The following is a 12,455-nucleotide window of genomic DNA, read 5'->3' on the forward strand; positions in this document are numbered from 1 at the left end:
AGTAAGTAGTGGAATTGTTACGTTTTCAACAAGCCTGTTTAGCCTTTGGCACTAACCCGATATTAGATCATGTCGACTTTAGCCTGTTCAGCGGTGAGCGGGTATGTTTAGTGGGCCGCAACGGTGCCGGTAAATCGTCATTCTTGAAATTGCTGACCGGTCAGCAAAATTTGGATGATGGCCAGATAGTGGTTAATACCGGTGTTGTGCTAAGCCGATTAGAGCAAGATCCTCCAGCCAAAATGCAAGCTAAAATTGCCGACTTTATTCGCGAAGGCGCGGGTGATCTAGCTGAAAAGCTGCAGCAATTTTATACCTTGTCAGAGAATCTGGAAGGCGCAGGTGATGCCGAGTATCGCTTGTTTGAACAACTACAGAATGAAATGGATACCCGTGATGGCTGGTCACTGGAGGCTCGGGTCAGTGATTTGTGTCAGCAGTTTGAAATGGATCCGGATGCCAGTTTAGCAACGTTGTCAGGTGGTTGGTTGCGCAAAGCGGCGCTGGCCCGGGCATTAATTGCCAAACCACAGATCTTATTGCTAGATGAGCCTACTAACCACTTAGACTTAGCCGCTATTCAGTGGCTTGAGCAGTTCTTACTGAATTTTAACGGCGCCATTATTTTTATATCGCATGACCGGGCGTTTATCCGTGCTTTAGCTACCCGAATTATTGACTTAGACCGGGGCGAGCTGACTTCACATCCTGGTAATTACCAGGAGTATCTGGATCGTAAACAAAAAATGCTGGAAGACGAGCAAAAGCATAACGCGTTGTTCGATAAACGTCTGGCAGAAGAAGAAGTGTGGATACGCCAGGGCATTAAAGCCCGTCGAACCCGTAATGAAGGTAGGGTAAGGGCATTAAAAGCATTACGTCAGGAGCGGGCGGCACGCTTGGAGCAGCAAGGTAAAGTCGACTTTAATATTGAGCAGGCGAACCGCTCAGGCAAACTGGTGTTTGAAAGTAAGGGTATAAGCCTGGCATTTAACGGCAAGCCGGTTATGGACAATTTAGATTTGCTGGTAATGCGTGGCGATCGTATTGCGTTAGTCGGTCCAAATGGTGTTGGCAAGTCTAGCCTGATTAAAGTGTTGCTTGATGATTACAAGGTCGACAGTGGCGAGATAAAACGTGGTACCAATTTAGAAGTGGCCTACTTCGATCAGCATCGGATAGCTTTGGATTTAGAAGCAACGGTACAAGATAACGTCGCTGATGGTAAGCAGGAAGTGCAGCAAAATGGCCAGAGCCGCCATGTTCTGAGTTACTTGCAAGACTTTTTGTTTCCACCGGCCCGGGCACGTACGCCAGTTAAAGCACTTTCGGGTGGTGAAAAGAACCGCTTGTTATTGGCTAAGCTATTTGCCCGGCCCAGTAATTTGCTGATCCTCGATGAGCCAACCAATGATTTGGATGTGGAAACACTCGAATTGCTGGAAGATATTCTGCAGCAGTATCAGGGCACCGTTCTATTGGTTAGCCATGACCGTGAGTTTGTAAATAACACGGTAACCAGTTCGTTATTATTTGCCGGTAACGGCCGGATTATAGAAATCGCAGGCGGTTACGACGATGTCACAGCTTATCAGGCGCGCCAGAGTGTCAGAAAAGCCAATGATAAACCGGTCACTGGCGAGAAAGCGGTGTCAGAAAAGCCAGCGGAACCTTTAGTTAGTAACGCTAAGAAGTTATCATACAAAGAAAAACGTGAACTTGAACTTTTACCCCAACAGATTGAGCAACTTGATGCTGAGCTCAGCGCGTTACAGCAACAGGTTAATGATCCGGAATTTTTCAAACGAAATGCTGCCGATAGCCAACAGACGTTGAACCTATTGCAGCAGACTGAGTCGAAGCTGGCGCAAGCTTTTGCGCGTTGGGAACAATTAGAAGCATCCGGTTCATAGATTTTTTATAACAGATTATAAGTACATCAGAAGTACATTAGGGGCGTTGAATGAAATTATCTCGGATCAGTTTAGCATTAGTACCTTTGCTAACTGCATTTTCTGCCACAGCGGCGGTATATCAAGTGGCAGAGCTGGAGCCAAACACTATATCCAAGGCAACCTTTGCTGCTGCGTTAAACGATCAGGGTGATGCTATTGTTACCGGTCAGGGCTATACGCAACTCACTGTGCGGGACGGCTTGACAACCCGAGTCGTTAACATTGTTAATTTTATCGATTTTCCGTTGGATGGCAGTACCATTGATTTTGAAAGTGATGCCATTAAAGCCATTTTAACAGAAGAGCAAATTGCAGATGCCAAGCTTGGCATTTACGATGCCACGGTATTAAATATCCTTAGTGTTGTGTTGGCTGCCAGTCCAGATAAGAGAAACCAGCCAGTGGGTGAGGCTGTGGCTATTTCGCTGCCTGCGAATGGCATGCCTGTCGCTATTTCCTTGCGGGATGTTAACCAACTTCGCGGTAACAGCGAATATGTTTATGATATTAATGAGCAAGGCGTGGCCGTAGGCATCGCTACCGCGCCTTCCAGTAAGCAGGAGTTTACCACAACGCCCGATCCTGATGCAGAAGATGCAGATTCGCAGGAGCCTGAAACTTTTACGGTATGGCAGCCAGAGCCGGGTTTTCAGTATGGGGTAGCCGTTACCAGCAATGGTCCGGTAAATTTATTACCTCCTTATACCGAGATGGGAGGCGGGTTTAGTCAGGCATTTGCCATCAATAGTCAGAATCTGATTGCCGGCTCGGGCTCCGTTGCGTTGGATGATGATATTAAGACAGAATTGGCAGCGCTATGCACTGGTGCTAGTGAGCCTGCGGTGTACTGTCTTAATCGTCAGCATGAAAGTCGGACACTTTCGTTTTTTGACTTAAAGAGTCAAATTGTTCGCAATCAAACCATTGTCATTCCAGAGAGTTATTCTGAGCGGGCAGTGTTATGGCAGTTACAAGCTGATGGCAGCGCAACGGTCAGTCAAACCTTCGGTTTTCTTGGTGAAAAAGGCACTGGTTTGGCGTACGAAGCTGCTGAGGACGAATCAGAGATACGCTACGCCAGTGCTGCTACTGCGGTCAATGATAACGGTATAGCGGTAGGGTATTCCATTTTCAGCGATAGTGATCGTAGCATTCTGTTTCTCGATAGCTTAGGTCGGCAGTTTCGCCGTGCCTATGTTGCGCCTCATGCCACTTTATACCAGGACGGTGAAGCAACGGGCATGGTTGACCCTGCCCAGTGGTTAGCGAGTATCGCTACAGATATAAATAATAATAATATCGCTACCGGCTATGCAATAAAAACTATCAATGGTTCAAGGCGCGATAAGTTTTTTTATTATGATGTGGCTGCGGCTACCGTTGTATTTCCAACTGACTTTTTCGTCAGCTCATCTTCAGTAGCAACTGATATTAATGATAATGGCCAGATTGTCGGACGAGCTGAAATTATCATTGGTGGCACAACAGACCGGCGTCAGCATGGTTTTGTGTATGATATGACCAGTGATACTTTTCAGGATTTGAATACCCTGGTTGGCTGTAACGCTGATTTTACAATCGTTGATGCCAGAGCAATTAATAACAATGGCGAAATCCTGGCAACAGTATTAAAGTCGCTGCCCCAGCTGGATGCCAAAGGACAACCGATATTGGACGAGAGTGGTAACCCGCAACTGGTCGAGCAGGCTAAGGCGGTTAAGTTATTACCCATCGCCAATGGAGAGCCAGACAATTGCAATACTGAGCAAGATACTTATGAACGTAAAGCCGGTGGCTTAGGCAGTTTAGGGCTGTTGTTACTTGTTGGTTTTGGCGCTTTATACCGTCGCAGACGCTAACAGTATCTTGTGCTAAAAAGAGCTGCTTCGGCAGCTTTTTTTATGTTTAAGCCGGGCTTGTTAAAATGGTTATCAAAATTTGTATTTTAAGCATAATAAAATATAGCAAAAAACATAATTAAATTGTATGGCACTTCAGTTTGTTAGGTTTTGTCAAGCAGTATATCTGCTATTTTAGATTGAACCTTACCGTCCTGTCAGCTATCAATTAATCAGTACGTTGTTGCAATATGCGTTCAACTGTATTTAGCGATGAATTGATGACTGCTGATGCAACGACTGTACTGTTAATCAATAAAAATATGTTGAGGAAGACTGCCGTATGAAAAGACAAAAACGTGATCGTCTGGAACGTGCTCATGCTCAAGGTTATCGTGCCGGTGTTACCGGACGCTCTAAAGAAATTTGTCCCTATCAAAATTTAGATGCCCGCTCGCAATGGCTCGGAGGTTGGCGGGAAGCAATGGAAGATCGAAATGTCGGTTTGTTTAACAAAGGCCTCTAACTGGAAAGAACTATTATCTCATTGATTAGAAAAAACCCCGCAGATTAAGCGGGGTTTTTATGTATTAATTCAGTGGTTCAGCGTCAGAAGCTTGAAGTGTCCTGAAATAAGCCTACTTTTAAATCAGTGGCGGCATAGATGTCACGGCCATCAACACTGACCACGCCATCGCCAATACCCATAAACAGTTTACGCTTAATGACCCGTTTCATATTAATGGTATAGGTTACTTTTTTTGCCGTAGGTAAAATCTGACCGGTAAATTTAACTTCACCAACACCCAATGCTCTGCCTTTACCGGGGCCACCACACCAGCCCAGAAAAAAGCCAACCAGCTGCCACATGGCGTCCAGGCCGAGACACCCTGGCATAACCGGGTCGCCTTTAAAGTGACAGGCAAAAAACCAAAGTTCAGGGTTAATGTCCAGCTCGGCAATGATCTGACCCTTGCCATACAAGCCACCCTCTTCAGATATATGAACAATACGGTCCATCATCAGCATATTGTCAGACGGCAACTGGCTGTTACCCTCGCCGAATAATTCACCATTCGCACACGCGATTAAATCTTCTTTTGTAAAGCTATTCTTAGTCATGTATGTTTAACCCATTATAATTGCTGCGTCACTTTAGCGAACAGTTGTACGCCAGACAAGTCCGATTTGTCGATTCGCTGTTTTTCGGCCGGTCTGTTAATTGTAGGTGGCCAGTCTTTTCCTGACAAATAAATAAGTATGAGTATAGCAATGAGCAACGACAATAAACGTGCGCTGAGTAATGCCGAAAAACAACAGCGGTACCGCGAGCGTCAGCAAGCGTCAGGCAAGAAAGAACTGCGTGGTTATCTGACACCGGAAGCGTTAAGTTGCTATCAGGAAATACAAGAAAAAACGCAATGGAATGACAGTACATTACTGAGTAACGCCATTCGACTGATGTATGCGGCGCATAAATGTGGACAGATTGGCATTTTGAATAGCTGGTTGACGGAACATAAGCGTTAAAAGCACTGGCTTTACTCTTACTGCCAGCGCATTGAATTGGTATACTTGGCTTTTGCTGCAACTGAATTAGCCCGGATTATCAGATGATCTTATTTGTAAACTCTCTAACGGTAATTGATTTTTCCTATCTGGACCTTAAAAGGGGAATGGTAGGGGAGAGTTATATTGTAGACGCCGAATTACAAGGCAGTTTAGATGACACCGCCATGGTGTTTGATTTTGCCAAAGTTAAGAAGGTCATTAAACAGGCAATTGATCAGCTGGTGGATCACAAGCTGGCGTTACCGTTAAACTGTAATGCCCTGAGCCTGGAACAGGACAGCACCTGCAGTGTTGTGCGCTATCATAGTGAACGTGGTTTGATTAGTTTGGCTTCACCCGAGGAAGCATTTGCACGTATACCTTGCCTGCAGATTAACGAAAAGAGTGTCGGGCAGTTTCTTGAACAGCAAATAAAGCCGTTATTACCTGAAAATGTTGAAGGTTTAACTTTAACCTTGCGTCCTGAAGCAAGTACGGGTTTTTATTACCACTACAGTCATGGTTTAAAAAAACACGATGGCAACTGTCAACGTATTGCCCACGGTCATCGTTCAACTATACAGATCTACGCCGACGGCATGTTGTCACCGCGTTTAAATAAGCTTTGGAGCGAACGTTGGCAGGATGGTTATTTAGGTAGTCAAACAGATTTATGTGACAGCGAAACATTGCAATGGCTTAATAAGCAGCCTGATGCCTATAGTTTCCGCTACCAGGCAAGCCAGGGGTGGTTTGAACTGGTTATCCCTAAAAACCATTGTGAAATAGTTCCTTGTGATACCACGGTAGAGTGTCTGGCGGACTATATCGCCACCGAACTAAAAGCAATGGACAACAGCAAAACGTATAAGGTTGTAGCATATGAAGGTGTGGCTAAAGGCGCTATTGCTCAGTTGTAGTATTTTAACGAGCCTGAATTTACAAGCAAACACTGAGGTGGTCCTCGACGGTAAGCTGATCCAGGGCAGTTTAATCCGAGGTGAGGTGCCAGCTGGCTCAAAAGTGCAGTTCAATGAGCAGCCGCTTAGTGTAACCGCTCAAGGCCAGTTTGTGTTTGGGATTGGCCGTGATGCCAGCCTGGCACATCAGTTAACCGTTATTAAGCCAGATGACACGCAACACATCATACCGTTGCAATTCCAGGCTCGGCAGTACGATATTCAGCGCATCACTGGCGTGGCACAAAAATATGTCACACCACCGGCTGAGGTTACGACACGAATTCAGCGCGACAATCGGAAGGTCAGGGCAGTACGTAACACCCTGAGTAAACAAACGGCTATTTTTGCTAAGCCACATCGGCCTGCAGAGGGCCGGATATCCGGGGTGTATGGCAGTCAACGGGTATTTAATGGCGAGCCACGCAATCCGCATTATGGTTTAGATATCGCTGCCCCTGTCGGTGCGCCAGTGCTCGCCCCGTGGGAGGGTATAGTGCTACTGGCGGAAGATTTATACTATTCAGGCTTTACGTTGATTATCGATCATGGGATGGGTGTCAGCTCTACCTTAATGCATTTACATGCTATTGATGTCGTCGTTGGCCAACACGTTCGGCAGGGTGAAAAAGTGGCTGAAGTGGGTGCCACAGGCCGGGTAACCGGCCCTCATCTGGACTGGCGGATTAACTGGTTTCAGGAGCGGTTGGACCCTCAGTTGCTGCTGGTGGAATAGTAACGTCCTGTTGTAACCAACTTGCCGCCTTCAAAGCATCATTAAATTGCAGGCAGGCGATTTTTGCTGCAGCAACTTGCATAGGTAGCTGCAGGGTCAACAAACGGTCTTTACGGTAAACAACAAGCGGTTGTTGCGTTGCTAGCTCTACGCGTTTTAGTAATTGCGGCAATGTTTGTTCCGTTATTTTCCAGCCGGCCAAAGCCAGTAGCTGATCGCCGACCATTACGCCCGCCTGAGCAGCTGCACCCCCCGCGATTATCTGGGTAACAGTGACTAAACCTTGTTGCACCTTAATACCTGCCGCCAGATACGCCGGCAGGGCGCGACCTTCCTTGTTATCTTTACCACCAAAATCAGCGTGATCCAACGCCGGACGAAAGTTAAGCGTTAAGCCAAGTTGCGAAGCGGCATCTTTGATAGGTAAAGGCTTACTCTGGCAGGCCCAGTCGCGTGCTTTGTCAGCAAGCTCTGCAAATCCCATAGCGGTTAAACTGTTAAACAGGCTGTGCTCGTCGGTACCGCTTGTCAGGTAGTGTTGATACATATGCCGGCAAATGTCTTGTAATGAACTGCCTTGCTGGCGCAAGGCGCCTTCAAGACAAAAAGCCAGTAAAGCCCCCTTCGCGTAATAGCTAACCACCGCATTAACGGCATTCTCGTCTTGTTTATAAAATTTTGTCCAGGCATTAAAACTACTATCTGCCAGGCTCTGCAGCATATCCGACGGGCTACGTGTTACCCGGCTGATGGTTTTTTCCAGCTGAGCCAAATAGCGCTCAGGTTGAATTATTCCACTTTGTACTAACGCCAGATCATCAAAGTAAGAGGTAAAGCCTTCATAGATCCATAACTGCCGGCTGTATTGCTCAGCATCCAATTGATAGGGATGGAATTCAGTTGGTTTTAATCGTTTTACCCACCAGGTATGAAAATATTCATGGCTGCACAGCGCAAGCAATTGCTGATAGTTATCATCAGGGTCCGTCATATTTTTTTCTGGCAAGTCATAACGATTGCAGAGCAAAAGCGTAGAGAACTGATGCTCTAAGCCACCGTATCCTTGCTCTGTGACCCACAGTAAAAACCAGTATCGGTCTAAATCAGTGGGTAAGGTTTTAAATACCTGGCGCTGTTGCTGACAAATTTGTTGTAAATCGTTAGTCAAACGAGTTATGTCAGCCAGGTTATTACCGGTTACCACCAGATAATGAGGGATCTCATTAATGCTGAACTGCTGCAGGCTGAAAATTCCTGTCAGAATGGGGCTGTCAATTAAACTGGCATAATCTGTCGCCTGATACAGACCAAAATCTAGAAAAGGGGTGCCGTTAACCGGAGATAATGCAGTCGCTACCCGCCAGTTTTCTGTACCGGTCGCAGTGGGCTTAGTTAGCAGGATCTGGTGTGGCGTTTGCGACAGCTCACTAACATTAAGACATAACGCCGCCGGGTTTAATACCGCCAACTCATCATCAACATACGCAGCACGGACGGACAAATCATAAGCATAAATAACATACTTAACACTAACCGGTGCGTGACGACACCTTAGCTGCCAACACTGTTTATCCAGCTGCGCTAGTTCCAGTGAACCATTTTCATCAAAGGCACTGATAGAGACGATATGTTTCGCAAAATCACGGATCATATAACTGCCGGGAAGCCATGCCGGCATACTTAACTGATGAACAGAAGAGGTGGGTTGAAAGCTTAACGTAAGCGAAATTAAGTGACTACTGATATCTTGTATTGTTAACTGGTAACTGACCACGTTGCTAAAACCTCTTGTAGTGATGTTGACCCTGAAAACGGATATTAACCACCAAATGTGCTATTTGATGGCCAGGCATGCTATTTGATTGTCAGACAATAACGGTGTGCACTGAAGGCCTGTTATAATACATGCCGTTAATGAGTCATTATAGAGTGAGTAGCTTATGTCAAACACGCCACCCAGTGAAGCCCTTATTGCCAAACGAATGGCTCATGCCGTCACCCGGGTTACTAAGACAGTCTTTCCTGGTCGAACGAATCATCACAATACGTTATTTGGCGGTGAAGCATTGGCCTGGATGGACGAAGCTGCATTTATTGCTGCAACGCGTTTCTGTCGCAAGCCCTTGGTTACGGTATGTTCTGACCGGGTTGATTTCAAAGAGTCTATTCCGGCCGGCACTATTATTGAGCTGGTAGCACGGGTTGAGCATGTTGGCCGGACCAGTATTAAAGTGCACGTAGATATTTTTGTAGAAAATATGTACAGCGATGATCAGCATAAAGCGATATCGGGTAGTTTTACTTTTGTTGCTTTGGATTCGGATCGGAAACCCACGCCGGTACTGGCTGATTTCTGAGTATGTGCTGACAGCAAAGATCATCTGCAAAATTGCGATTAATGTCTGTTGAAATCAGTTCAAGCGTCAAGGCTTTAGACGCTATCTTCGTTATACTTTGCAAAGCGCAATAACCCGGAATTTTAACTTGTACAAAGTGTTTGAAGATCGCAACCGGCAATTTTGGATCCTGCATAGTCTGGGATGGCTGGGTTTCGCCATTGTCAATTACCTCGGCTCTCTGGTACAGGAAACCCGTGATGCCTACCTTATCGTTGTAGCACTTGATGCCTACGTTGGCTGGCTTATCACGATACCGCTGCGCTATCTTTATCAGCGGATCTGGTTCTGGCAACCCTGGCGCATGATTTTATTGGTGCTGGTAGTGGCATTATTGATCGCTGCCATATGGACTATCGTAAGAAACTTTAATTACTGGGAAATTTATCGTCATGGCTACCGTCCGGACGATTGGCTGCAGTTCATTAAAGATACACCGGTTGCCTTTTATGTCATGCTGAGCTGGAGTGGTTTATATTTTGGGATCAAGTATTACCAGACCCTGCAACTTGAGAAACAAAAGTCGCTAACGGCCACTAATAAAGCCCATGAAGCACAGCTGAAAATGTTGCGCTATCAGCTCAATCCGCATTTTTTGTTTAATACCTTAAATGCTATTTCGACGCTGGTATTGATAAATGAAACCGACACGGCCAATAAAATGGTTACCAGACTAAGTGATTTTTTACGGTATTCTCTTTATAAAGATCCAATTAACCGGGTGCCGCTGGAGCAGGAGCTGTATGCTGCTAAGCTTTATCTGGAGATTGAAAAAGTTCGCTTCTCTGAGCGCTTAACCATTAGTTTTGATATTGAGCAAGGTACGGAGCGGGCCCTGGTGCCGAGTTTAATCTTACAACCGTTAATTGAAAACGCCATTAAATACGCGGTTGCCAGCCAGGTCAGTGGCGGCAGCATTGCTATTACCGCGAAGAAATTTGGGCACGATTTATTACTGGAAGTGTCTGATAACGGACCGGGCATGCCAATTAGTGACGGAATTCCCAGAAACAGTGCCAGTGGTGTTGGCTTAGTGAATACCAAAGAGCGCCTGGCGGCACTTTATGATAATGATTTTGCTCTGGTATTGACACACAACGAGCCTAAAGGGCTTAAAGTCAATATCCGGATCCCATTACAGTTAGAGCAAGTGGAAACAAACCATGTTGAAGGTAATAATAGTAGATGATGAACCCTTAGCACGAAAAGGCATGCTGGTCAGGCTTGCTGCCTTTGCTGAGTTAGATGTGGTTGCACAGTGCAGCAATGGTGATGAAGCCGTCAGCCAGATCCTGGAATTGAAACCTGATGTGGTATTTCTGGATGTTGAAATGCCGGGTATGGATGGTTTTGCGGTATTAAAAACCCTGCAGCAACGGCAGATAAAATTACCTTATATTGTGTTTGTTACCGCTTACGATCATTATGCGTTTAATGCTTTTGAAGTGAATGCACTTGATTACGTGTTAAAACCTGTCGAGCCTGAACGATTGAAAGCGGCAGTGGAGAAAGTGTTAAAGTTTCATGCGGCCGCAGACAGTCAGAAGCATAAAGGGCAGCTTGCAGCCGCCGTTGCAAAACTGACCGGTGACGAGACCGGAAATATTCTTCAACGTCTGGATAAATCTGAGCCTGTCGTTAATGACCGCTTTCCAGAGGCTATTAGTATTAAGGACAGTGGTGAAATTACCCGGGTTCCTGTTGCAGAAATAGACTGGGTCGATGCCGCCGGCGACTATATGTGCATTCATACTAAAGACGGTCAAACGCATATTCTTCGCCGCACTATGAAAGAATTGGAGCAAGAACTTGATCCCAGACTGTTTGTGCGGGTGCACCGCTCGGCCATTGTTAATGTCCATACAATTGCTAAGTTACAAATGTTGTCGAACGGCGAACATCAGCTAATGCTAACCAATGGCCAGGCCGTTAAGGTCAGCCGCAGTTACAAAGACAGGGTCAAACAGGTGTTTAGTCACTAGCGTTAATGATCAGCGCTGATAACCCGGATGTGGCAGCTTAAAAGCTGCCAATCTGCTGCTGCCACCGCACTAAAAAAGGATCGATAGCTTTTGCCCGTTCGCCGGTTTTGGCCAGAGGGTATAACCGGGCTTCGCCATCCACTTCGCCTGCCATTACTAAATTAGCCCCTTGCAGCAACTGCTCTACTGCGAATGCGCCCAGCTTAGTGGCCAGGATCCTGTCAGCACCAACCGGGCTGCCACCACGCTGAATATGGCCCAGGATGCAAGCCCGACATTCAATCCCGATCGCCATTGTCAGGGCTTCGGCCAGTGCCGTAACGCCGCCGGGGTAGCTATGCTCTGCCACCACGATGAGATAACTGGTTTTTCCTTTCAGTAACTGGGCATGCTTAATAGGCGTAATAATCGTATTAAGATTATCTGCATCAAGTTTGCCAAATTCCGGGCAAATTATTTGTTCAGCTCCGCCGGCAATGCCAGCGGCCAGACTCAGGTAACCACTATGGCGGCCCATCAGTTCCACTAAGAAAATACGCTCGAATGCGTCGGCAGTGTCGCGTATTTTATCAATCGCATCCAGTGCTGTATCAATGGCAGTGGCAAAACCAATGGTAGTGTCAGTGCCGTCAACATCATTATCAATGGTGCCCGGCACACCAATTAACTGACCACGGTAGTGTTTGCTAATGGCCATGGTGCCGCGAAAACTGCCATCACCGCCAATAACAATAAGTGCATCAATATTCAGTTGATCCAAAATTGCTGCCGCCTTAACCGGCCCATCGGGCTGTTCCATAGCCGGGCAACGGGCGCTTTTTAAAATGGTACCGCCACGCTGGATTATGTTATCGACATGGTGAGGGTGTAATGTCTGAAACTCCTGCTCCAGTAAACCATTAAAACCATGTTTAAAACCGATGACATCGATATTGCAGGCATTAGCAGTTAACAAAACAGCTCTGATACAGGCGTTCATGCCTGGGGCATCACCACCAGAAGTTAATACTGCTAATCGTTTGATATTACCCATTGTCT

At 46.2% G+C, this 12,455-nt stretch carries 12 protein-coding genes; 9 read left to right on the forward strand and 3 right to left on the reverse strand.

The features are described 5' to 3' along the window. Positions 1-8: 8 nt before the first annotated feature. From B2X65_RS00895 to rmf, 3 genes are all read left to right on the forward strand, one after another. Positions 9-1,913 (forward strand): ATP-binding cassette ATPase Uup, encoded by a 1,905-nt coding sequence (locus tag B2X65_RS00895; protein WP_290609925.1) that lies wholly within the window; start codon positions 9-11, stop codon positions 1,911-1,913. 50 nt (positions 1,914-1,963) lie between these two features. Beyond that, entirely contained in the window at positions 1,964-3,814 is a 1,851-nt protein-coding gene (locus tag B2X65_RS00900; protein WP_290609927.1) for a DUF3466 family protein, read from the forward strand. A gap of 322 nt (positions 3,815-4,136) precedes the next feature. Then, positions 4,137-4,319: a ribosome modulation factor gene (gene rmf, locus B2X65_RS00905; protein WP_019674311.1), complete on the forward strand. Its 183-nt coding sequence runs from the start codon at positions 4,137-4,139 to the stop codon at positions 4,317-4,319. Positions 4,320-4,402: 83 nt separating this feature from the next. Here rmf and fabA read toward each other — a convergent pair whose 3' ends face one another. Beyond that, positions 4,403-4,915: a bifunctional 3-hydroxydecanoyl-ACP dehydratase/trans-2-decenoyl-ACP isomerase gene (gene fabA / locus B2X65_RS00910; RefSeq protein ID WP_290609929.1), complete on the reverse strand. Its 513-nt coding sequence runs from the start codon at positions 4,913-4,915 to the stop codon at positions 4,403-4,405. 150 nt (positions 4,916-5,065) lie between these two features. Between fabA and B2X65_RS00915 the strand changes: the two genes are divergently transcribed. The 3 genes from B2X65_RS00915 to B2X65_RS00925 all read left to right on the forward strand — a co-directional run bounded on the left by B2X65_RS00915 (position 5,066) and on the right by B2X65_RS00925 (position 7,039). Beyond that, positions 5,066-5,323, forward strand: a complete 258-nt coding sequence (locus B2X65_RS00915; protein ID WP_290609930.1) for a hypothetical protein — start codon at positions 5,066-5,068, stop codon at positions 5,321-5,323. Between the two features lie 83 nt (positions 5,324-5,406). Then, a complete protein-coding gene (locus B2X65_RS00920) occupies positions 5,407-6,264 on the forward strand; it encodes a 6-pyruvoyl trahydropterin synthase family protein (RefSeq protein WP_290609931.1) in 858 nt (285 codons plus the stop codon). Continuing rightward, positions 6,227-7,039 (forward strand): M23 family metallopeptidase, encoded by an 813-nt coding sequence (locus tag B2X65_RS00925; protein ID WP_290609932.1) that lies wholly within the window; start codon positions 6,227-6,229, stop codon positions 7,037-7,039. Before B2X65_RS00920 ends, B2X65_RS00925 begins: the two co-directional genes overlap by 38 nt. On the opposite strand, the gene B2X65_RS00930 is transcribed toward B2X65_RS00925, so the two are convergent. Next, positions 6,990-8,813 carry a M61 family metallopeptidase gene (locus tag B2X65_RS00930; protein WP_290609933.1) on the reverse strand — a complete coding sequence of 608 codons (1,824 nt, stop codon included), beginning with the start codon at positions 8,811-8,813 and terminating at the stop codon, positions 6,990-6,992. The two genes, B2X65_RS00925 and B2X65_RS00930, sit on opposite strands and share 50 nt — an antisense overlap. Before the next feature lie 166 nt (positions 8,814-8,979). Between B2X65_RS00930 and B2X65_RS00935 the strand changes: the two genes are divergently transcribed. From B2X65_RS00935 to B2X65_RS00945, 3 genes are all read left to right on the forward strand, one after another. Then, the gene (locus B2X65_RS00935) at positions 8,980-9,396 is read left to right on the forward strand and encodes an acyl-CoA thioesterase (RefSeq protein ID WP_290609934.1); all 417 of its coding nucleotides are present in this window, start codon (positions 8,980-8,982) and stop codon (positions 9,394-9,396) included. 136 nt (positions 9,397-9,532) lie between these two features. Next, a complete protein-coding gene (locus B2X65_RS00940) occupies positions 9,533-10,624 on the forward strand; it encodes a sensor histidine kinase (RefSeq protein ID WP_290609991.1) in 1,092 nt (363 codons plus the stop codon). Further along, a complete protein-coding gene (locus B2X65_RS00945; RefSeq protein WP_290609936.1) occupies positions 10,599-11,417 on the forward strand; it encodes a LytR/AlgR family response regulator transcription factor in 819 nt (272 codons plus the stop codon). The genes B2X65_RS00940 and B2X65_RS00945 overlap by 26 nt, the downstream gene beginning before the upstream one ends. 37 nt (positions 11,418-11,454) lie before the next feature. Here the strand turns inward: B2X65_RS00945 and B2X65_RS00950 are convergent, their stop codons facing one another. Beyond that, positions 11,455-12,450 carry an ATP-dependent 6-phosphofructokinase gene (locus tag B2X65_RS00950; protein WP_290609938.1) on the reverse strand — a complete coding sequence of 332 codons (996 nt, stop codon included), beginning with the start codon at positions 12,448-12,450 and terminating at the stop codon, positions 11,455-11,457. Between the last annotated feature and the right edge of the window lie 5 nt (positions 12,451-12,455).

This window comes from Arsukibacterium sp. UBA3155, assembly GCA_002364615.1.
Classification (GTDB): domain Bacteria; phylum Pseudomonadota; class Gammaproteobacteria; order Enterobacterales; family Alteromonadaceae; genus Alishewanella.

Coding starts and splice junctions, on each gene's coding strand:
- fabA (WP_290609929.1), bottom strand. CDS start 4,915: ATGACTAAGAATAGCTTTACAAAAGAAGATTTAATCGCGTGTGCGAAT.
- B2X65_RS00935 (WP_290609934.1), top strand. CDS start 8,980: ATGTCAAACACGCCACCCAGTGAAGCCCTTATTGCCAAACGAATGGCT.
- rmf (WP_019674311.1), top strand. CDS start 4,137: ATGAAAAGACAAAAACGTGATCGTCTGGAACGTGCTCATGCTCAAGGT.
- B2X65_RS00900 (WP_290609927.1), top strand. CDS start 1,964: ATGAAATTATCTCGGATCAGTTTAGCATTAGTACCTTTGCTAACTGCA.
- B2X65_RS00920 (WP_290609931.1), top strand. CDS start 5,407: ATGATCTTATTTGTAAACTCTCTAACGGTAATTGATTTTTCCTATCTG.
- B2X65_RS00915 (WP_290609930.1), top strand. CDS start 5,066: ATGAGCAACGACAATAAACGTGCGCTGAGTAATGCCGAAAAACAACAG.
- B2X65_RS00950 (WP_290609938.1), bottom strand. CDS start 12,450: ATGGGTAATATCAAACGATTAGCAGTATTAACTTCTGGTGGTGATGCC.
- B2X65_RS00925 (WP_290609932.1), top strand. CDS start 6,227: ATGAAGGTGTGGCTAAAGGCGCTATTGCTCAGTTGTAGTATTTTAACG.
- B2X65_RS00945 (WP_290609936.1), top strand. CDS start 10,599: ATGTTGAAGGTAATAATAGTAGATGATGAACCCTTAGCACGAAAAGGC.